The 19,825-nt window shown below is 74.6% G+C and carries 16 protein-coding genes; 2 read left to right on the forward strand and 14 right to left on the reverse strand.

All coding sequences use genetic code 11. The features are described from left to right. Nucleotides 1-2: 2 nt before the first annotated feature. Genes ACFVQG_RS14665 through ACFVQG_RS14685 form a run of 5 tightly spaced genes read right to left on the reverse strand, consistent with a single transcriptional unit; the run spans nt 3 to nt 8,269 of the window. Nucleotides 3-743, reverse strand: a complete 741-nt coding sequence (locus ACFVQG_RS14665; RefSeq protein WP_383381489.1) for a methyltransferase domain-containing protein — start codon at nt 741-743, stop codon at nt 3-5. Further along, the gene (locus ACFVQG_RS14670) at nt 740-2,155 is read right to left on the reverse strand and encodes a condensation protein (protein WP_383381492.1); all 1,416 of its coding nucleotides are present in this window, start codon (nt 2,153-2,155) and stop codon (nt 740-742) included. The genes ACFVQG_RS14665 and ACFVQG_RS14670 overlap by 4 nt, the downstream gene beginning before the upstream one ends. Next, complete coding sequence (locus ACFVQG_RS14675) at nt 2,152-6,354, reverse strand: alpha-(1->3)-arabinofuranosyltransferase family protein (protein WP_383381495.1); 4,203 nt, start codon at nt 6,352-6,354, stop codon at nt 2,152-2,154. The genes ACFVQG_RS14670 and ACFVQG_RS14675 overlap by 4 nt, the downstream gene beginning before the upstream one ends. After that, complete coding sequence (locus tag ACFVQG_RS14680; RefSeq protein WP_383381497.1) at nt 6,351-7,097, reverse strand: class I SAM-dependent methyltransferase; 747 nt, start codon at nt 7,095-7,097, stop codon at nt 6,351-6,353. The genes ACFVQG_RS14675 and ACFVQG_RS14680 overlap by 4 nt, the downstream gene beginning before the upstream one ends. A gap of 23 nt (nt 7,098-7,120) precedes the next feature. Further along, on the reverse strand, nt 7,121-8,269 hold the full coding sequence (locus tag ACFVQG_RS14685) for a glycosyltransferase family 4 protein (protein WP_383381500.1): 1,149 nt from the start codon (nt 8,267-8,269) through the stop codon (nt 7,121-7,123). Between the two features lie 318 nt (nt 8,270-8,587). On the opposite strand from ACFVQG_RS14685, the gene ACFVQG_RS14690 reads away from it, so the two are divergent. Continuing rightward, a complete protein-coding gene (locus tag ACFVQG_RS14690) occupies nt 8,588-8,737 on the forward strand; it encodes a hypothetical protein (protein ID WP_383381503.1) in 150 nt (49 codons plus the stop codon). Between the two features lie 3 nt (nt 8,738-8,740). Further along, on the forward strand, nt 8,741-10,030 hold the full coding sequence (locus ACFVQG_RS14695; protein WP_383381506.1) for a helix-turn-helix domain-containing protein: 1,290 nt from the start codon (nt 8,741-8,743) through the stop codon (nt 10,028-10,030). A gap of 14 nt (nt 10,031-10,044) precedes the next feature. Here the strand turns inward: ACFVQG_RS14695 and ACFVQG_RS14700 are convergent, their stop codons facing one another. From ACFVQG_RS14700 to ACFVQG_RS14740, 9 genes are all read right to left on the reverse strand, one after another. Next, on the reverse strand, nt 10,045-11,187 hold the full coding sequence (locus ACFVQG_RS14700) for an MBL fold metallo-hydrolase (protein ID WP_383381508.1): 1,143 nt from the start codon (nt 11,185-11,187) through the stop codon (nt 10,045-10,047). A 288-nt stretch (nt 11,188-11,475) separates the two neighbouring features. Then, nucleotides 11,476-12,768 (reverse strand): PucR family transcriptional regulator, encoded by a 1,293-nt coding sequence (locus ACFVQG_RS14705; RefSeq protein ID WP_383381511.1) that lies wholly within the window; start codon nt 12,766-12,768, stop codon nt 11,476-11,478. A gap of 91 nt (nt 12,769-12,859) precedes the next feature. After that, nucleotides 12,860-13,762, reverse strand: coding sequence for an ABC transporter permease (locus ACFVQG_RS14710; protein ID WP_383381514.1), 903 nt, complete (start codon nt 13,760-13,762; stop codon nt 12,860-12,862). Next, on the reverse strand, nt 13,749-14,537 hold the full coding sequence (locus ACFVQG_RS14715; protein ID WP_383381517.1) for an ABC transporter ATP-binding protein: 789 nt from the start codon (nt 14,535-14,537) through the stop codon (nt 13,749-13,751). The genes ACFVQG_RS14710 and ACFVQG_RS14715 overlap by 14 nt, the downstream gene beginning before the upstream one ends. A 38-nt stretch (nt 14,538-14,575) precedes the next feature. Continuing rightward, nucleotides 14,576-15,781: an ABC transporter substrate-binding protein gene (locus ACFVQG_RS14720; protein WP_383381519.1), complete on the reverse strand. Its 1,206-nt coding sequence runs from the start codon at nt 15,779-15,781 to the stop codon at nt 14,576-14,578. Continuing rightward, the gene (locus ACFVQG_RS14725; protein ID WP_383381744.1) at nt 15,768-17,030 is read right to left on the reverse strand and encodes a sulfate adenylyltransferase subunit 1; all 1,263 of its coding nucleotides are present in this window, start codon (nt 17,028-17,030) and stop codon (nt 15,768-15,770) included. The genes ACFVQG_RS14720 and ACFVQG_RS14725 overlap by 14 nt, the downstream gene beginning before the upstream one ends. Before the next feature lie 139 nt (nt 17,031-17,169). Further along, nucleotides 17,170-18,093 (reverse strand): sulfate adenylyltransferase subunit CysD, encoded by a 924-nt coding sequence (gene cysD / locus ACFVQG_RS14730; RefSeq protein WP_383381522.1) that lies wholly within the window; start codon nt 18,091-18,093, stop codon nt 17,170-17,172. Further along, the gene (gene cysC, locus ACFVQG_RS14735; protein ID WP_383381525.1) at nt 18,090-18,644 is read right to left on the reverse strand and encodes an adenylyl-sulfate kinase; all 555 of its coding nucleotides are present in this window, start codon (nt 18,642-18,644) and stop codon (nt 18,090-18,092) included. The genes cysD and cysC overlap by 4 nt, the downstream gene beginning before the upstream one ends. After that, on the reverse strand, nt 18,641-19,768 hold the full coding sequence (locus ACFVQG_RS14740) for a sulfotransferase family protein (RefSeq protein ID WP_383381528.1): 1,128 nt from the start codon (nt 19,766-19,768) through the stop codon (nt 18,641-18,643). Before ACFVQG_RS14740 ends, cysC begins: the two co-directional genes overlap by 4 nt. Nucleotides 19,769-19,825: the final 57 nt, after the last annotated feature.

The following is a 19,825-nucleotide window of genomic DNA, read 5'->3' on the forward strand; positions in this document are numbered from 1 at the left end:
GCTCACGTCCTGCGGGCGTGCAGCAGCAGGATCGAGGCGAGCGGGGCCCTGGCGCAGGCCAGCCGGTCGAGCGGGCGCAGCGGGCGCGGTACGCCGTGGAAGGGGGCCCCTGTCAGCCGTACCACCCGAAAGCCCGCCGCCGACACGAACTCCCTGAGCGCGCGGGCGGTGTAGAGGCGCAGGTGGCCGACCACCTCCCGGCCCGGGCGGCCGTGGATCGCGCGCAGGCTGACCTCCGAGAAGACGGGCTGCACTCCCGCCAGCAGCAGGGCGCGGTTGTACCAGGCCGCCAGGTTCGGGGTGGACAGCATCAGGTGGCCGTGTGGGCGCAGGACGCGGCGGATCTCGTCGAGGGCGGCGTCCGGGTCGGTCAGGTGCTCGATCACCTCGCTGAACAGCACCGCGTCCACCGACTCCGAGGCGAACGGCAGCCCACCGCCGGTCAGTTCCCCGCGCACCGCGTACGGCAGCCTGGTGCGCGCGCGGGTCAGCGCGTCCTGCGACCAGTCCACGCCGACGAGCCGGTGCCCGGCGAGCAGCGGGGCGGCGGTGGCCGCCGCGGTGCCGTCGCCGCAGCCGACGTCGAGGACCGTGCACGGGCCGTCGGCCGACGCCGGGCCGAGCGCGGCGGCCAGCAGCCGGGCCTGGCGCAGGCTGCGGGGGGCGCCGGAGGCGACGGGCACGGCGGGGTTCTCGTAGAAGTCACGCAGGTCGCCCCCGGGTGGTGCGGTGGTGGTCGTCATCGCGGCGCCTCCGTCGTGTCATCCGGAGTCGCCTCATCCGGAGTCGCCTCATCCGGAGTCGGCTCATCTGGAGTCGGCTCATCCGGCGTCGTGTTAACCGGAGTCGGCTCATCCGGCGTCGTGTCCGCCTCCGTCTGGTGGAGGTGGTGCTCGAACAGGTCCCTGAGGTGGGCGCCGTCGCCGGGGCCGAGCAGGCCGCGCGACCAGCGCAGCGCCAGGTGCAGACGGCCCGCCGTGGAGGCCGTGGTGACCGTGAGCCCGCGCGGCATCCGCGCGGGCGCCGAGAACCACACCGCCTGCGCCCGGCCCGCCTCCCCGCCGAAGTCCAGCGGGTACGGGACGCGGCCGATGTTGCTGAGCAGCGTGGTCGACGTCCACGGCGCCGCCGCCCGGCGCAGGCCCCGCGTCACCGCCGCCCGCCAGGCGACCGGCACCACGGGCGCGGTCAGCAGGGCGGCGCCATGGCCGAGTTGGGGGCGGGGCAGGGCCTTCAGGGCGCGGGTGCGGGCGGCGGTGGTGCGCAGCAACTCCGTGGTGGGCAGCGCCAACTCGGCCACCGTGAAGGTGACTTCCACCAGCCGCGTCCCGTTGCCGATCGGCATTCCCGCGTCCCGGGGGCGGTCGTCCACCGGCATGGTGATGCGCAGGGGGCGGGCGCGGGCGCCGTGCTCCCGGTTCCAGTGGGCGACGGTCCGGGCGGTGGCGACCATCAGCTGGTCGTTCACCGTGTACGGGGAGCCCTTGGACCGGTGCGGGAGGGCGAGTTCGGCCACCAGCATGCCGTTGCCGGGGGAGCGGTCGGGGCGGCCGGGGGCGATGCGGGCGGGCGGCGACCAGTGGGAGGGGGCGTCGAGGGGCGGGCGTTGCCCCGCGGCCTCCGGAGGACGGGCGGGAGGTGAGGCGGGGGAGTTGTCCCGGCCCCCGTACAACTCGGCGGCCGTGGCCATCACCCGCAGGCACGCCGGGCCGTCCAGCGCGGTGTGGTTGATGGTGAGGACCAGCACGGTCCCCGTCCCGGGCACCACCTCAAGGCGTACCGGCGGTGACTTGGTCAGGGGCGGTGCCTCGGTGAGCGCCCGGGTGCGCGCGTCCCGCAGCGCGGTGTGGGAGGGCGGCCGGACACTGACCACCGGCACGTCCGGGCCGTCCGTCAGCTCCCACTCGTAGCGGCGCCCGTACCAGGGGCGGGGTGCCTCCCGCATCAGGACCCGGGGGTGACGGCGCAGGGCCTCGGTGAACGCCGTGCGCAGCCGGTCGGGGTCCAGGCGGCCCGGCAGATGGATCTCGATGTGCACGGTCTCCGGCTCCGCCGCCCGCAGACAGTGCCGGGACACCTCGTCCACCACCGGGAACGGCACCCGCGCGGGCCGCCCACCGGCGCCGTCCCGCGCCGGACGCGCCACCGCGGTCACGTGTCCTCGCCCCGTCGTGCGGCTGGCGGCGGCTGGGTCGGCGCCTCCGGCGCCACGGGCGGCAGCACAGCCGTGGGCCCCTCCCCCCGTCCCACCTCCCGCACACTCACCAGCCCCGCGAACAGCCCCGCCAACGCCAACAGGTGAGCCACCCGCCCGAACGCCCCCGCCCCCGCCGCCACCGGCTCCCCGGCGCCCGTGGCCGCCGCGACCCCCGCCACCGCCAGTGCCAGGAAGGCCAGCGGCACCAGCACCGCGTGCCGCCAAAACGCCAGTACCGCCAGCGCCGGGACCAGGAGCGCGAACCACCCGGCGATCACGACCCCGACCAGCGTCAGCGCCACCGTGCCCAGCCACAGGCCGGGCGGGGGCGGCACCGGCTGCGGCGCGTCCGGGTTGGCGGCGTCGCGGCGCCACAGGACCAGGGCCAGCAGGACCGCGATCCCGGCACCGCTGCCGATCAGCCCGGCCTCGTAAGTGGCCGCGGGTTCATACGTCAGCCGCACCGTGCCGCCCTCCCCGGCCGGGACCAGCCAGCCCTGCTGCCAGCCGTCCAGGCGGACCGGGGTCAGTTCGGTGCCGCCCAGGGTGGCCCGCCAGCCGTCGTTGTGGTTCTGGTACGTCGTCAGGTACGTCGCCGCCCCCGGGCCGACCGTCACCTCGCGGCGGTCGCCGAGCCAGTCCCGCACCTCCAACTCGCGGTCGGCGGCGAGGGGTTCGGCGACCGTGCCCCGGGTGAGGGTCACGTGTGTGACGGTCAGCGGCCCCGCGTCGCCCGCCTCGACCCGGTGCGTGCCGGAGCCGAGGGACAGCTCCCGGTCCACGCGGCCCTCCTGGCACAGCCGTACCTCCACCGGCCGCCGTTCCACCAGGTCCGCCACCGTGCCCCGTACCCCCGTCTCGTACAGCTCGCCGTCGATCGCCAGCACCGGTCCCGCACCGCACGGCAGCGTGAACGCGCGGGAGCCGCGCGGCTGTGGGGTGCGGTACTCGTCGAGGGCCGGGATGTACGCCTCCGTCAGGCCCACGGGCAGCTGGAGTTCCTCGTCGACGACCGGGTTGTGCAGGGTCAGCGGGGCCGTCTCGGTGACGGTGATGTCGAGGCGGTCGGTGGTGATCGCCTCGAAGCGGGCCCAGCCGTTCTCGTCGACGGCGGCGGTCGCCGCGCCGTCCGGGGAGCTGACGCGCACCTGCGCGGGCCGTGCCGACAGGCCGCCCGCCGCCGCCAGCACCACCTGGTCCACCGGCCGCTTGTCCGGCCAGCGCAGATGGAGCGTGGGCCGGTCGCCCGCGATCCACGCGGTGGTCAGATCGCCGTCGGTGAGGTTGCGCGCGGACAGCCCGGTGCCGAGCGGGGCCGTGGAGTCCGCGGTGGCGGTGATCCGGGCGCGCTGCTCGGGGGCCACCTCGTACAGCAGCCGGTCGAGCGCCTCGCCCGGCACCGGCACCGCGCTCACCCGCACCTCGTGGTCGCCGGAGGCGTTCGTGGCGAACCGGCGGTGCAGCCCCGCCTCGGTGCCGGTCGGGGACATGCCGGTGGGGTCGGCGGCGCGGTGCAGCGAGACGATCTGCGAAGAGGCGCCACTTCGCCCCGCGTCCGTCGGCAGCCGCAGCATCCGCGTCACCCGCACGTCCGGCAGCTCGATCTCGGCGAACCCCGCGCCCAGCAGACCGGGGCGGCGCTCGACGGAGTCGACGATCGTCAGCCGCATCCAGTCCGTGTCGCCGGGCGGGGCCTTGATGCGCTGGGTCATGCCGTCCGGCTGGAGGAAGCTGGTGGTACGCCCGTTCTCCGTCTCCACCCGCACCCGCGTGGGCGCCGCCCGCACACTGTCCTGCGGCAGCGGCGTCACCTCGAACGACGACGGCATGTCGTACGCGTCGGAGAACCCGATCCGCAGCCACTGCCCGTCCGGCCCGCCCGGCGAGCCCTCCGTCCACACGGTCGCCGGGTCGCCGTCGAAGGCGTTCACCGGGTCGTACTGCGGCAGGTGGAACAGCCAGTGCCCGTAGGAGGAGGCGGTCACCGCGCGGGCGCCGCGCAGCTCGGCCACCGTCTGGTGGTCGAGGCCGGTCACCGGGAGGATCTGGTGCGGCTTCTCGCCCGCGTCCTGGTAGCCGTCGGGCGCGTTGCGTTCGTCGCGGGTGTACGGGTACGAGGTGCCCGCGTTGATCAGGCCGAAGCGGGTGTCCGCGCGGCGCAGGCCGTCGCCGGTCACCTGGAGCGGCGGTGAGCCGATGCCGGGGTGGTGGTCGCCGGTCAGCACGGTCGGACGGCCGCGCAGTTCGGTGGCGAGCGGCAGCAGCGCCTCGGGGCCGCCGGAGACCACCGCCGTGTCGGCGACCGGGGCGAGGCCCGCCTGGCCGGGGCGGGGCACGTCCGCGTCGGCCGGTCGGTAGATCTCCACCGCCCGCTGCCGCGGGTACAGGCCCTCGACCTGGAGCGGGGTGTCGTCGGCGATCCGCCCGCCGGTCATCAGCGGACCGAGCCCGGTCACCCGCTCGTACCCGGACTCCTCCAGCGTCCGCTTCACGGTCGCGGTCGGGGTGTAGCCGATCTGGTCGGGGTCGAGGTCGTTGCGGACGACGACGTAGTGGATGCCCGCCCGGCCCAGGTAGTCCGGCAGGCCCGGCACCCGGCCCCCGCTCAGCAGCGCCTGCTCCACCGCGTCCATGGCCCGGCGGTTGCCGGGGGTGCCGAAGGGCACGTAGTCGCGCTGCGCCCAGCGGGAGTCCGCGGTCACGTCCAGGGGCTGGTCGATGGGGGAGCCCCAGGTGTAGATGCCGTGCGCGGTCGCGGGCACCACCAGCGCGCGGGAATCGGGGGAGTACCGCTCCAGCCAGTCGGCCGTGGCGTGCCAGTACTTGGGGATCTCCCGGAAGGAACCCGGGTTCAGGAGCGACCCGTTGAGATACGGCCACACCAGCCCCGGCAGGATCAGCACCGCCGCCACCAGCGGCACGAACCGCCGCCCGCGCACCCGGCGCGCCCCCCGCTCCCGCACCGCCACGCCCACCAGATGGGCGAGGCCGAGGACCAGCGCCAGCGCGAGGCCCGTCTGGAACTTGTAGATGTTCCGGAACGGCGCCAGCCAGCCGTCCAGCCACTCCCGCACGGTCCCGTGGAAGGGCGCTCCGAACCCGCCGCCGTACCCGGCGAGCAGCACCAGCACCGCCACCAGCACCGTCAGCACCAGCCAGCGCCGCTCCGGCAGGTCACGCCGGGCCAGCCCGGCCAGCCCCAGCCCGGCCGCGAGCGCCGAGCAGACGATCACCAGCACCGACGAGGCCACCGTCCACCCGGCGGGCAGCCACGCCTCGCCGAAGTGCAGATACGCCACCCAGTTCCCGGCGCCGCGCAGCGCCTCCGTGGCCGACATGGTCGCGGTCGTGGTCTCGGAACTCTCGATGTACGGCAGGAAGTTCTCCCCGTACGCGCCGAGCAGCAGCAGCGGGATCCACCACCACGCCGTCGCCACCAGCACACCGGGCACCCACCAGGCGATCAGCTTGCGCTGCCGGGGACCGGGCGGCCGGGTCAGCAGATACAGCCCCACGGGGAGCAGGGACGCCAGTGTGGACGCCGCGTTGACGCCGCCCATGAACGGCACGAGCAGCGCCGAGCGCAGCGCGGCGACCCGGGCGCTGTAGCGCTCGTCGGTCAGCGGCAGCAGCACCCAGGGCAGCACGGCGCCGGGCAGCGCGGCGGCCGACGTCGAGCCGACGACGGTGGTGAACACCGGCCACAGGGCGTAGGCGACGGCGGCGAGCAGGCGGGAGGCGCCGTTGCCGACGCGCAGCCGCTCGGCGAGCCGCAGCGCGCCCCAGAAGGCGGTGGTGACGACCAGCGACATCCACAGCCGCTCCGCCAGCCACACCGGCACGTCGACCGTCCGGCACACCCAGTGGAACGGCAGCATCGGCCACAGGTAGCCGACGTACTGGTCCTGGATGCCGCCGAACCCGCTCTGGTCGTGCCACAGCTGCCCCAGGTCGGCGTAGAACCGGTCCGGGTCGACGGTGACACCCAGCTTGGTGTCGAAGGTCTGCCGTCCCGGGCGCACCGCCAGGAACAGCGTGAACACCACGGCCCAGAACCCCAGCAGCCAGCCCCGCGACCGCGGTTCCCCCTGCGGGCCGGGAGCGGGCGCGGGGGTGGGGACGGCCGCGGGAGGAGGGGCCTGGACCGTGGTGGTCATCGGTGACACCGCCGGAGGACGAGGAGGAGGTTCCAGGTGGCCAGCTCACGCAGGACGGGGACGCGCACGATCGTCTCCGCGAGGAACGGCCAGTAGCGGGAGCGCGCCACCACGACCGTCACGTCGTCGCGGGCGCGCACCTGCCGCAGGGTGGGGCCGATGTGCACGGCGAACAGGTTCTCGCCGAGGGTGTGCTTGGCGGGCCGCCCGGTACGGCGCCGGTAGCGGGCGCGGGCCCGTTCGGCGCCGAGGTAGTGCCACGGCGACCATTCGTGACCGCCCCACGGGGACAGCCAGTTGGTGAACGACACGTAGATCAGCCCGCCGGGCCGGGTGACCCGCGCCAGCTCGCTCAGGAACGTCTGCGGGTCGGCCACGTGCTCCAGCACGTTGGAGGAGAAGGTGACGTCGGCGGCCCCGTCGCGCAGCGGCAGCAGATAGCCGTCCGCGATGACCGTGCCGTAGGGGGGCTTCGTCCCGAGTTCCCGGCCGTCCGGCTCGAACAGGTAGGCGCACGCGCCCCGCCGCCGGAACTCCTCGGTGAAGTACCCGCTCCCCCCGCCGACGTCGACGACGGTACGTCCGGCGACGGACCCGCCGTACTCCTCCACCTGGTCGACCGAGTACCGGGCGAGTAAGGAATAGCAGGCGTGGGGATCGTCCTGCTCTCGCAGGAACGCCCGGAACAGCTCCAGGGACTTGTGGATGGACGCACCTAGGGGGCGCGGGGAACTGCGCGACAAGCCACGACGCACCCGCACCCTGTTCACGGCGCCCAACCCCGCACCGCCTCCGCCGCCACGGCCCGGAACTTCCGTACCGTCCGCTCCCAGCGATACCGGGCCGCCCGCTCGCACGCGGCCTTCCCCATCAGCTCCCTGCGCCGCCCGGACAACGCGAGCGTGCACCACGCCGCGGCGAACGACGACTCACCGGACGCCAGCACCCCCGTCTCACCGTCCACGACGGAATCCCGCAGTCCGGGCACGTCGAACGCCACCGTCGGCGTCTCGCGGGCCGCCGCCTCGGTGACGACCAGCCCCCAGCCCTCCACCGCGGACGGATGCACCAGCAGCCAGGCCGCGCACAGCAGCCGGTGCTTCTCCGCCTCGGAGACATGGCCGGTGAACTCCACACCGGGCCCGGCGAGCCGTTCGAGCCGCTCCCGCTCGGGCCCGTCGCCGACGATCAGCAGCCGTCCGCCGGTGACGGGCCGTACCCGTTCCCACAGCCGCAGCAGCAGGTCGACGCGCTTGTACTCGACGAGTCTGCCGACCGCGACGAACAGCGGCTCGGGCGAGCGGTCCGCGCGGGGGCCGGGCTCGGCCACGCCGTTGTGCACCACCCGGATCCGGTCCCGCTCGACGCCGATCGCGCGCAGGGCGTGCGCGGTGGAGGGGGAGACCGCGACCAGCAGACCGCTGGGCCGTGCCCCGGTCAGCGCCCAGTGCTCGAGTCTTCGGCCGATCCGGGCGGCCGGGGCGAGCGGGCCGCTGAACCGCATCCTCCACAGGTCGGTGTGCACATGGTTGACCAGGCACAGGGTGGGACCGCGGTGCCACAGGGGAGACAGGTAGGGCATGCCGTTGCAGACCTCCACCAGCAGGTCGCAGTCGCCGACCTGGCGGGCGAAGGCGGACCGGGCGCGCAGATAGTGGCCGTAGGCGCCGCCCGCGGAGACGACCCGGTAGTCACGGAAGGCCGCGGGGCCGCCGCAGAGCAGGGTGACCTGGTGCCCGAGGCGGGTCAGGCCCTCGGCGAGCTGGTCGACGAGCAGTTCGGAACCGCCGGCGGCGGGGTTGCCGAGGTCCCGGTGGGCGAGGAAGACGATCCGGCGCGGAGGTGGGGGGAGCGCCGGTGGGAGCTGCGGCCGGGGGAGTGCGGCGCGCAGCGGGTGGGGTACGTGCTGGGGCATGTGCGCTCCAACTCGTGTCAGGGTGCGGAACTCAGCGTGGGGGGAGGGACAGGGGCGTGGGGATGATCGCTGTGGGGGTGCTGTGGACGGTCTGTGACCGGGGTGGGTTGGACAGTTTTCGCCCAGCCGTTCGCCACGGCTACTCACCGGGGTGACAATTTCGGGCCCTGTTGGACCTGACGTCACGTCACATCGTGGGCGTGGGTCATCCGGGCGACGCCCTTGACTGCTTGACGGCCCGCCTTGACACTGGGCCGACAGGCAGGGGTGGGGCACCCGGGGTGGGACGAACTCCGGAGCAGAGAGGCTGACCCCGCGATGTCCAGACTGATCGCCGCCACCACCGTCGTGGTCGCGGTCGCCCTCGCCGTGGGCGCCGCACTCGGCATCGTCGCGCTGCTCGATGCCACGCCCGAGCAGCCCAACACGCCACTGATCACCTATGAGCAAGCGGGTCGGGGGGACTGACCCGTGACGGCCCGTACCGTCGTATCCCGTACCGCCTGGCAAGAGGTCCCCCGGCTGAAGGTGCACCGGTTCGCGGCGACCGCGATGTCCGAGGCGCCCGCGCTCGCCGAGGAGATCCTGGGCGAGATCCGCCGCGAGTACCCCCAACTGCCCGTCGTCCTCGACGAGAACGGCGAGCCGATGGCCCTGGTCGGCATCCGCCGTGCCATAGAGGTCTTCGTGCAGCATCTGGCGCACAGCGACCACACCACCGGCGGGCCCACCGTGCCGCCGGGCGTCTTCCAGGACTTCGGCCGCGGCGAGGGCTACAACGGCCGCAGCCTGGACTCCCTGCAGGCCATCTACCGGCTGGGCGTACGGCTGGCCTGGCGCCGGTTCGCCGACATCGGGCAGCGCGTGGACATCCCGCCGCCCGCGATGTACGAACTCGTCGACGCGGGCTACGAGTACCTGGACGGCCTCGTCGACCAGTCGGTGCGCGGCTATGCCGAGGCCGCCGCCCGCCAGGCCGGGGAACGGCTGCGGCTCCAGCGCCGCCTGCTGGAGCTGCTGCTCGCCGACCGGCACCACGGCGACCCGGCCGACGCGCTGGTCGAGCGGGCCGCGCGGATCGGCTGGGCGCTGCCCGACAAGGTCGCGGTCGGGGTGCTGCTGCGCCCGGCGCGGGAGGCGGTCGCGCCCGCGGTCGGGCAGGGCGTGCTGCTCGACCTGGAGTACGAGCAGCCCCGGATGGTGGTGCCGGAGCCGGACGCCGCCGGGCGACCCGAGCTGCTCCAGCGCGCGCTGAGCGGCTGGGCGGGCGCGATCGGGCCGCCGGTGCCGCTGGCCGACGCGGCGAAGTCGCTGCGCTGGGCCGAGGCCGCCGTACGGCTGATGGAGCGGGGGCTGCTGCCCGCCGGTGAGGTGCTGTTCTGTACGGAGCACACCGAGGCGCTGGTACTGCTCCAGCCCGAGGAACTCCTCGACGATCTCGCCGCGCGCTGTCTGGCCCCGCTCGCCCACTGCGGGCCCACGCACGGGCGGCGGCTCGCGGAGACCCTGCTGGCCTGGCTGGAGACCCGGGGCGGGGCCCCGGAGGTGGCGGCCCGCCTCGGCGTCCACCCGCAGACGGTCCGCTACCGCCTGCGCCAGATCCGCGAACTGTGGGGCGACGGCATCGACGACCCCGACCGCCGCTTCGAACTGGAACTGGTCCTCCGCGCCCGCCGACTGCGCGGCGAGATCGCGAAGGCGGGCGACCACCCGTGGCACACCCGCACCGGCACCCGCCGCCCGGCCGGGCGGCCGGACTAGCGCGGCCGGTACGGTCACGCCCGGCGGGCCCGGGCGCCGACCGGCAGGCGCGTCAGGTCGGTGCCGACGACCACCTGGCCCGAGTAGCCGCGGGACGCCTTCGTGTGCCAGGTGTCGTCGGAGATGACGTTGGTGGCGCCGGGGACCAGGTGGTTCAGGACCAGGGTGCGGCAGCGGGCGCGCTCGGCGACCCGGCCGACGCGGACGGCGTCGGTGTGGCTGATCTCCATGTGCCGCAGCTGGGCGGGCCGCAGCCCCGCCATGGTGAGCGTGGGCAGGTCCATCACCTCGTGCACCAGCACGTCCGCGCCGCGCGCCAGCCGCTCCAGGTTCCGGCACGGCGCGGTGTCCCCGCTGAACACCACCGAGCCGTCGGCGGTGTCGAAGCGGAAGGCGTACGACGGGAAGACGGGAGGGTGTTCCACCAGCGTGGCCGTGACCCGTACCCGGTCGTCCCGCATCACCTCGAACGGCCGCATCGGCGGTGCCACCGGCCCGTCCGCGCCCGCCCGGGTGCGCTCCGGGAGCCTGATGTCGTGCGCCCGGACCAGGTCCCGGATGTCCGGCCAGCCCTCGCTGCGCATCCGCACGTTGATGTCGTAGGCGGTCGCGGCGATCTGCCCGGCGACCAGGTCGGACAGGCCGGGCGCGGGCACCTCGGGGCTGACCGTCGGCACGGTGCGCCCCGCGGGCCAGATGTCCGGCAGGGCGCCCGCCGAGCCGGGGCCGTACAGGTGCACGGGAGCCGTGAGTGACTGAAAGCCGCCGAAGCGCAGCCACAGCAGCGGATACAGGTCGGCGAGGTGGTCGGAGTGCAGGTGCGTGACGAACACCGCCTGGAGCTGGTCGGGCGTCAGCCACGCCTGCGGGAACCGCCCGAAGGTGCCGGGACCGCAGTCGACGAGATAGGCGCGCCCGTCCACGACCAGTGCGGACGAGATGCCCGCCCGGCCGTGCATGGGCACCGGCCCGCCGCAGGTGCCGAGGAGGACCAGTTCCGTGCCGGAGGCCTGGGGGGCGGTGGGCGGGCTGGTCGCCGCCGCGGTGGCCGGGCACAGGGCCGTGCCCGTCGCGGCGGCGACGGCGGTGCCGCGCAGCAGGGTGCGGCGGGTGACGGCGGTGGCGGGTGTGGTGTGGGGGGACACGGATGCGGGCATGGCGATTCCAGGGAGGGGTGAGGTGTGTACGGGGCTGCGGGTGCGGGGCGTTGGGGGCGCCCTACTCAGCAGTCAACTTCGAGCGGCCGGTCCGGGCTTTGGGCCGGTCGCCCAAACTCACGCCGCTTCTTGGGACGGGGAGCCCGTTTCCGCGCGGTGGGGTTTCGGCCACCCGGTCACCGGGCCCGGCACCGGGGCCCTCCGCACCCGGTCACCCGGGCCCCCCGCACCCGGTCACCCCGGCCCGGCACCCGGCCCCCCGCACCCGGTCACTTGGCCCCGCACCGTTCAGCGCGGCCCCAGCAACCGCGCGATCTCCAGGGCCACGCGGAGTTCCAGGCAGTCCGTGTGCAGGGGGGTGCCCAGGAGGTCGACGGCGCGGCGGACGCGGTAGGTGACCGTGTTGCGGGCGACGAAGAGGCGTTCGGCGGCGCTCTGCGGGCTGCGGCCCTCGGCCAGGTAGACGCGGAGGGTCTCGCGCAGCTCACGGGTGCGCGCGTCGTCGGCGGCGAGCGGGCCGAGGACCCGGGCGGCGAACCAGCGGGCGTGTTCGGGGTCGGCGGTGAGCAGGGCGGCCGTGCTCACCTCGGCGTAGTCGCACAGCCAGCCCGTGCGGCCGAGGCGGGCCACCCGTTCCGCCTCGCGGGCGCCGCGGTGGCTGCGCCGGAAGCCCTCGGTGCCGTAGTCGACCGGGCCCAGCGCGGCCCGCAGGGGGCTGCGTTCGCGCACCCGGCGGGGCAGGCGCGCGAGGGTGTGCCGGGCCGGGGCGGCGGGCCAGCAGGCCCAGGCCCACAGCTCGCCGCCGCCCGCGGTGACGGTGAGGAGGTTCTCCGCGCCCGCCGCGCGGGACAGCTCGGCGGCCAGCAGCCGCAGTTCGTCGGCGGCGTCGGACGGGTCCGGCGCGGGGGAGGTGATGATGAACGCCGCGTGGTGGCGGGCCAGGTCATAGCCCAGGGTGCGCGCGGCGACCGCCCCGCCGACCGCCCGCCCGGCCAGCACGTCGGTCACGATGCGGCGCCGGGCCGCCTCGGTGCCGCGCCGCCACCGGTCGCGCTCGGCGACGTACTCCTCGGCGAGCCTGCTGGCCTGGACGTCGGCGTAGACGAACAGCAACTCGCTGATCCGGTGGGTCTCCAGGGCCCGTACGTCCTCCGGCTCCTCGCCGAGCGCGGCCAGCAGACGGCCGTGCAGATGGGCGTGGCCGAGCCGCACGCCCCGCAGCACCCGGTCCAGGGGGACGTTCTGCCGGGCCAGTTGGGAGTTGGAGGCGACGGCCTCCGGCGCGACCAGCGCGGCGGCGGGCTCCGGCTCGGTGAGCAGGCCGCGCAGCGCGATCAGCACGGTCGCCTCCACCGCCCGCTGGAACGGCGGGTACGCGCCAGGACCGCCGTGCTCGGGCACCTGCCGCACGATGTCCGCGGCCATCTCCCGCGCCACCTCCACCGCCCAGCCGACCGGCCCCGGACCCAGCCGCTCCCGCGCGGCGGCCACCGTCTCGGGCGAGCACGCCGGTTCGGGCGGCGGCCCGGACGGGTGCAGCCGCAGCAGCCACGACGGTGCGGAGGAGGCCGTCATGCTCATCTCGTCAGTACAGCAGAAGCGGTGGGGGAGCGCCCCGGGTGCGGACGGGGGAGGCCGCTCCCGGGGCGCTCGTTCGAGGGGCGCGGGCGGTTCAGGAACGCGCCCCCGCCAGGCCCCGGGAGCGCAGCACCCGGCGCTCCAGCGGCGCGAAGACCAGCAGGTCGACCGCGATGCCGACGGTGAGGATCTCCGCGATGGTGGCGAGGACCAGTGCCATGTCCTGGTAGGAGCGGGCGTTCTCCAGCAACTGCCCCAGGCCCAGGCCCAGTTCGGGCGAGCTGGCGATCAGCTCGGCGGCCATCAGGGACCGCCAGGCGAACGCCCAGCCCTGTTTGAGCCCGGCGAGATAGCCGGGCAGCGCGGCGGGCAGCAGGACGTGCCGCACCCGGGCGGGCCCGGTAGCGCCCAGCACCTGCCCGGCGCGCAGGTACAGCGGCGGCACCTGGTCGACGCCGGACAGCAGCCCGTTGGCGATCGACGGCACCGCGCCCAGCAGGATCACCGCGTAGATGGTGGCGTCGGTCAGCCCGAACCACACCACCGCCGCGGGCACCCACGCCACCGACGGCAGCGACTGCAGCCCCGACAGCACCGGTCCGACCGCGAACCTCAGCGGCCGTACCGCGCCGAGCAGCAGCCCCAGCGCGGTGCCGAGGACCACGGCGACGGCGAACCCGAGGGCGCCGCGCTCCATGCTGGTCCACACGGTGGAGAACAGGGTCCCCTCGTACCACTGGTCGCTCAGCGCCCGCCACACGTCGGCGGGCGACGGCAGCAGATAGTCCGGCTTCAGCTCGGCCTCGTACGCCGCCTGCCAGAGCAGCAGTACGACGACGGCGGCGGCCAGCGGCGGCAGCACCCGCTCCCACAGCAGCCGCCCCAGCGGCATCCGGCCGCTCCCGGCCGGGGCGCTGTCGAGAGCGTCGAGGCCCGCCTCGACCGCGGCCGTCTCCCGCTCCGGGGCCCGCGGCGCCACCGTCTCACCGGCGCCCATGGCGTCGTATCTCCTCCCTCAGCGCGTCGGTGACCGCGCCGGTCAGGGCGGTCTCCGGGGCGTCGGACACGCTCCACTCGCGGGCGACGCGCCCCGGCCGCGACGACATCAGCACCACCCGCTCGCCGAGCCGGACGGCCTCGCGGACGTTGTGGGTGACGAAGACGACGGTCAGGTCCTTCTCGGACCAGATGCGGGTCAGCTCCTCGTGCAGCACGTCCCGCGTGATCGCGTCCAGCGCGGCGAACGGCTCGTCCATCAGCAGCACGTCACCGTCCTGGGCGAGCGCCCGGGCCAGCGCCACCCGCTGGCGCATACCGCCGGACAGCTCGTGCACGCGCTTGCCGTAGGCGTCCTTCAGCCGCACCAGCTCCAGCAGGTGCCGGGCCCGCCCGGACCGCTCCCGGCGCGGGACGCCGCGCAGGCGCAGGGCGAGTTCGACGTTCCGTCCGGCGGTCAGCCAGGGGAACAGGGCGTGCTCCTGGAACATCAGCGCGGGCCGCCGCCCGCCGGGCACCTCGATGTTGCCCGCGGACGGCGCGTCCAGGCCCGCCACCAGGTTGAGCAGGGTGGACTTGCCGCAGCCGGAGGCGCCGAGCACACAGAGGAACTCGCCACGGCGCACGGTCAGTTCGATGTCGTCCAGGACGGTCTGGCGGCGTCCGCCGCGCTCGAACCACTTGGAGACATGGGCGAGGCGTACGGCGGGCTGGCCCGCGTCGGCCGGGGCGAGGAGGCGGACCGGCGCACCGGAACGCACCACCGTTTCTGACATGACATCCATTCCCTTGCTGAGTAAGAAGTACGTGGTCGTCAGTCGCCCTCGGCCGGGACGCCGAGCCCGGCGTCGGACACGGGTGGCTCGCCGAGGCCCGCGCGCACCCGGTTCAGCGCGCGCAGGTCGAAGGCGCCGCGCAGGTCCTCGGCCGAGGGGCCGGTCGAGCGGCCCTCGGGGCCCAGCAGGTCCAGGTCCTCCGCGCGGTCCGCCTGCTCGGCCAGCGTGGCGGCCAGCGGGTCGTCGCCGAGCCGGACCCGCTCCCAGGCCGCGTCCAGGACGTCCTCGTCGATCGGCCTGCCGGTCAGCGCGTCGATGGCGCGGTTCACGCTCGCCTTGCCCGCCCGGGGGTCCTCGGCCAGCCAGGCGTTGGTGCGCGCCGAGCCGCGCAGCACGGCCTCCACGACGTCGGGGTGGTCGGCGAGGAAGGACGGCGAGACGACCACGAGCGCGGTGACGTACGCGCCGCGCTCCCACAGGTCCGCCTCGTCGACGACCACCCGCCCGCCCTGCGCGACCAGCAGCGCGGCCACCGGCTCGGGCACCCACGCCCCGTCGATCGCGCCGCGCCGGAAGCTGGTCGGGATCTCCTTCACGGACTGCCGTACGACCGTCACGTCACCGCGCCCGGTGCGCGGGTCCACCTCCCAGCCCTGCTCCCTGATCCAGTGCAGCAGTGCCACGTCCTGCGTGTTGCCCGCCTCCGGTGTGGCGATCCTGAGCCCTCGGATGTCGGTGCCGCGCCCGGCCCCCGCGTCCGGGTCGACGACCAGGGCCACTCCGCCGGAGGCGGCGCCCGAGACGATCCGCAGGGCCCGGCCGTGGGAGCGCAGATAGCCGTTGACGGCCGGGGACGGGCCCATCCACGCGATGTCCACGGCCCCGGCGTTGAGCGCCTCCAGCGCCGCGGGCCCCCCGTTGAACACCTGCGTGCGCAGCCGGGTCCCGCCCAGTTCCTCGGTGAAGAACCCCTCCTGCACCCCGGCCAGCGCGGTCGCGTGCGTGATGTTGGCGAAGTACCCGACGCTCACCGACTCCGTCGACAACGGTGGCCCGCTCCCGACGAACTCCGGCACCGCGGCGACGTCCGGCGCCCGGGACCCGTAGCCGCACCCGCCCGCCGCGAGACAGACGAGCACCATGAGCAGCCCGAGCAACCCGAGCGACGAGCGCCGCCCCGCACGCCCCGGGTGCGGCCGGGGCGGCTCCGTCGGTGTCCCGCCGGTGTGGTCAGGTCGCCGCATCGGGTAGCTCCGGGGCCGTCTCGCCCGTCATGCCCGCGGCGAGGGTGGCGCCGTCGCCCGGGTCGATGAGGACGAACGAGCCGGTGCGGCGGCTGGTGGCGTAGGGGTCGTAGGCGAGGGGTTCGGCGGTGCGCAGGTGGACCTGGCCGATCTCGTTGAGGGCGAGGCGGCCGGTGCCCGCGATCCGGCGGACCACCGCGCGGACCGTGCGCGTGGTGTGCTTCAGGAGCACGTGGTCGCCGGGGCGCAGGGGGCGTTCGTGCAGATGGCAGACCGCCGCCTCGATGTCCCGGGAGACCGTCGGCAGCGCCCGGGCGGGCACCAGCAGGTCGCCCCGGGAGATGTCGAGGTCGTCGGCGAGCCGCAGCGCCGCGGACTGCGGGGCGCGGGCCGACTGCGACGGCGTGCCGAGGACGTCGATGCCGGTGACGGTGGTGGAGCGGCCGGACGGGAGCACGGTGACCCGGTCGCCGACGCGCAGTTCGCCGGAGGCCAGCTGACCGGCGTACCGGCGTACGTCGTCCGCGCGGATGACGTACTGGACGGGGAAGCGGGCGGGGGTCGCCGCGTCCTCCTCGGCCACCGGCACCGTCTCCAGGTGCTCCAGCACCGTCGGGCCGCTGTACCAGTCCATGCGCGTCGACGGCTCGACCACGTTGTCACCGGCGAGCGCGGAGATCGGGATCGCGGTGACGTCCGGGATGCCGAGACCCGTGGCGAAACGGGTGAACTCCTCGGCCGTCGCGGCGAACACCCGCTCCTCGTGGCCGACCAGGTCCATCTTGTTGACGGCCAGCACCACGTGCGGCACCCGCAGCAGCGCCGCGACCGCCGCGTGCCGCCGGGTCTGTTCCACCACGCCCTTGCGGGCGTCCACGAGGATCACCGTGAGCGTGGCGGTGGAGGCGCCGGTGACCATGTTGCGGGTGTACTGCACATGGCCGGGGGTGTCGGCGAGGATGAACCGGCGCCGCGGGGTGGCGAAGTAGCGGTACGCCACGTCGATGGTGATGCCCTGTTCGCGTTCCGCGCGCAGTCCGTCCGTGAGCAGCGCCAGATCGGGCCCCTCGCCGGACGACGCCCGCGCCACCGCCTCCAACTGGTCGGCGAGGACCGACTTGGAGTCGTGCAGCAGCCGTCCTACGAGGGTGGACTTGCCGTCGTCCACGGAGCCCGCGGTGGCCCAGCGGAGCAGGTCGGGTTCGGTCGCCGCGACGGGCGCCTCGGGTTCCTCGGTGAGCTGGGGCATGGCGTTCGGATGTCCCTCCGGTACGGCGGCCGGGGACCCGGCGGTCAGCCGGGACCTGGCCTCCTGGAAGATGCCGCGCATCATCAGGGCGGCGGTGACATGCGGGGGATGGCCGTAGGCGAATGCGTCGGCTGTCATCTCAGAAGTAGCCCTCCCGCTTGCGGTCCTCCATCGCCGCCTCCGACAGCCGGTCGTCGGCGCGGGTGGCGCCGCGCTCGGTGAGCCGGGAGGCGGTGATCTCGGTGATGACCTCGGCGACGTCGGACGCCTCGGACAGGACCGCGCCGGTGCACGACATGTCGCCGACGGTGCGGTAGCGCACCCGGCGCTTCTCCACCGGTTCGCCGTCGCGGGGGCCGCCCCAGCCGCCGGGCGCCAGCCACATGCCGGAGCGCAGGAACACCTCCCGCTCATGGGCGAAGTAGATCTCCGGCAGTTCGATGCGCTCGCGGGCGATGTACTGCCACACGTCCAGCTCGGTCCAGTTGGAGAGCGGGAACACGCGCACGTGCTCGCCGGGCAGGTGCCGCCCGTTGTACAGCTGCCACAGCTCGGGGCGCTGTCTGCGCGGGTCCCAGGTGCCGAACTCGTCCCGCAGCGAGAACACCCGCTCCTTGGCGCGCGCCTTCTCCTCGTCGCGCCGCCCGCCCCCGAAGACGGCGTCGAAGCCGCCCCCGGTGATGGCCTCGAGCAGCGGCAGCGTCTGGAGGGGGTTGCGGGTGCCGTCGGGGCGTTCGCGCAGCACACCGCGGTCGATGTAGTCCTGTACGGAGGCCACGTGCAGGGTGAGCTGGTGCTCGGCCACCACCCGGTCCCGGTACGCCAGCACCTCGGGGAAGTTGTGCCCGGTGTCCACGTGCAGCAGCGCGAACGGCAGCGGCGCGGGCGCGAACGCCTTCAGCGCCAGGTGCAGCATCACCACCGAGTCCTTGCCACCGGAGAACAGCAGCACCGGCTTCTCGAACTCGCCCGCCACCTCGCGGAAGATGTATGCCGACTCGGACTCCAGCACCTCGGTGTGCCCGAGGCGCCCGGTCACCGGCCGGGTGTCGACGACGGTCACAGCAGCCCCCTCTCCGCCATCAGCGCGTGCAGCAGTCCCACCGAGTCGGGCACGGAGTGCAGTTGCGTCTCGATCCGCGCGTCCGGGGAGCGCGGCGGCTCGTACGGGTCGTCGACGCCGGTCAGCCCGGACAGCCGCCCGGCGCGGGCCTGCGCGTACAGGCCCTTCACGTCGCGGACCGCGCACACCTGGAGCGGCGTGGCGACATGGACCTCCAGATACGGGGTGCCGCTGGCCTCGTGCCGCTTGCGGACCGCCTCCCGGCTGTCCTCGTACGGTGCGATGACCGGCACCAGCACCAGGATCCCGTTGCGCGCCAGCACCTCGGCGACCAGGCCGATGCGCTGCACGTTGGTGTCCCGGTCCTCGCGGGTGAAGCCGAGCCCGGCGCTGAGGAAGGTGCGGATCTCGTCGCCGTCCAGGACCTCCACGCGGTGGCCCTCGCGGGTGAGCTGGCTGGCCAGGGCCTGCGCCAGGGTGGTCTTGCCGGAGCTGGGCAGTCCGGTCAGCCAGACGGTGCCGCCCCGGGTCGTCGGTGTCCGGGCACTCATGCGCCGCTCCTCGCCGCGGTACCGGCCATGGGGACGACGCCGTGCGCGGCGAGCGTGGAGAACCCGGGCGCGCACGCCTGGTCCAGCTCCTCCCGCTCGGCCTCCGGCAGGTCCCGCCAGGACGACGAGGGCTGCCCGACCCGGGCCGCGGACCGCTCCTCCCACTCGGCGTCCACGAAGTCCGGCCCGAGGAACGCGCCGATCCGGTGCAGGGTCTCCTCGGGCGCGGCGAGCAGGTCCTCGTACCACACGTGCAGCACGTTCTCCGGCGGCAGCAGCGACATCGCCTCCATGCCGCGCTTCATCTCGTCCGCCCAGTAGGTACCGAACAGCGACACCGGGACGCGGTAGTCGCGCACCGCCGCCGCGTCGAAGCGGTCCGGCAGGAACGGCAGCAACTCCTCGGGTACGAAGCCCAGTTCGCCGTCCTTCAGCAGGTCGTCGGCGGACGGCTCGGCGTACGGGTCGCGGCCCAGGGTGAGGTGCAGCGCCATGACGACGGCGGCCATCCGGAAGCCGGTGTGGCGGCTCATGGACAGCGCGCAGTCCCGTCCGTCGCGGACGATGTGGAGGTAGCGGGCGTCGGGGAAGTGGTCCCGGAACTGCCCGGCGAGGATCAGCGAGCCGCCGCTGCGTTCGGCCCACAGCGTCTTGCCGAAGCGGGCGCACAGCCAGGAGAACAGCAGCGCGTAGTGGTCGGCGACGGGGGCGTCCGGGAACGACAGGACGGCGGCCCCTATCTCGTCGTAGAGCGCGTCGGGGGTGTCGGTGAGGTGCGGGAGCGTGGTCAGCAGCAGGGCGGGGATGCCGTCCTCGGCGCTGAACCGGGCACCGTCCGCGGTGGCCGGGTAGAGGATCTCCTTGGGCGCTATGCCGTGCGCGGTGAGCAGCCGGTTGACGGCGTTGCGGGAGGACAGGATCCGCCAGAACTCCGGCCCGGAGAGGGTGCCCTCGGGGAAGACCCGCGCCGATATCCGGTACATGTCGGTGAGGTGGTTGAAGAGTTCCGAGAGGCTGAGCACCTGCGGGTGTTCCCGCAGCAGTTCGGAGACGAGGGTGGAGCCGCAGCGGCCGGTGCCGGTGACGAAGACCTGGCCCGGGGGCGCCTCGATGGGGCTTGGCATGGTGAAGCCGTTCCTTCCGTGCGTCCGTGAATCGGGCTGCGCTGATCCGTGGGGGTC

It is taken from the genome of Streptomyces sp. NPDC057877, from assembly GCF_042796855.1.
GTDB lineage: Bacteria > Actinomycetota > Actinomycetes > Streptomycetales > Streptomycetaceae > Streptomyces.

Excerpts from the sequence above, each read along its gene's own strand:
- ACFVQG_RS14685 (WP_383381500.1), bottom strand. The coding sequence starts at position 8,269 with ATGCCCCAGCACGTACCCCACCCGCTGCGCGCCGCACTCCCCCGGCCG.
- ACFVQG_RS14700 (WP_383381508.1), bottom strand. The coding sequence starts at position 11,187 with ATGCCCGCATCCGTGTCCCCCCACACCACACCCGCCACCGCCGTCACC.
- ACFVQG_RS14675 (WP_383381495.1), bottom strand. The coding sequence starts at position 6,354 with ATGACCACCACGGTCCAGGCCCCTCCTCCCGCGGCCGTCCCCACCCCC.
- ACFVQG_RS14705 (WP_383381511.1), bottom strand. The coding sequence starts at position 12,768 with ATGAGCATGACGGCCTCCTCCGCACCGTCGTGGCTGCTGCGGCTGCAC.
- ACFVQG_RS14740 (WP_383381528.1), bottom strand. The coding sequence starts at position 19,768 with ATGCCAAGCCCCATCGAGGCGCCCCCGGGCCAGGTCTTCGTCACCGGC.
- ACFVQG_RS14725 (WP_383381744.1), bottom strand. The coding sequence starts at position 17,030 with ATGCCCCAGCTCACCGAGGAACCCGAGGCGCCCGTCGCGGCGACCGAA.
- ACFVQG_RS14665 (WP_383381489.1), bottom strand. The coding sequence starts at position 743 with ATGACGACCACCACCGCACCACCCGGGGGCGACCTGCGTGACTTCTAC.
- ACFVQG_RS14720 (WP_383381519.1), bottom strand. The coding sequence starts at position 15,781 with ATGCGGCGACCTGACCACACCGGCGGGACACCGACGGAGCCGCCCCGG.
- cysC (WP_383381525.1), bottom strand. The coding sequence starts at position 18,644 with ATGAGTGCCCGGACACCGACGACCCGGGGCGGCACCGTCTGGCTGACC.
- ACFVQG_RS14690 (WP_383381503.1), top strand. The coding sequence starts at position 8,588 with ATGTCCAGACTGATCGCCGCCACCACCGTCGTGGTCGCGGTCGCCCTC.
- ACFVQG_RS14710 (WP_383381514.1), bottom strand. The coding sequence starts at position 13,762 with ATGGGCGCCGGTGAGACGGTGGCGCCGCGGGCCCCGGAGCGGGAGACG.
- ACFVQG_RS14715 (WP_383381517.1), bottom strand. The coding sequence starts at position 14,537 with ATGTCAGAAACGGTGGTGCGTTCCGGTGCGCCGGTCCGCCTCCTCGCC.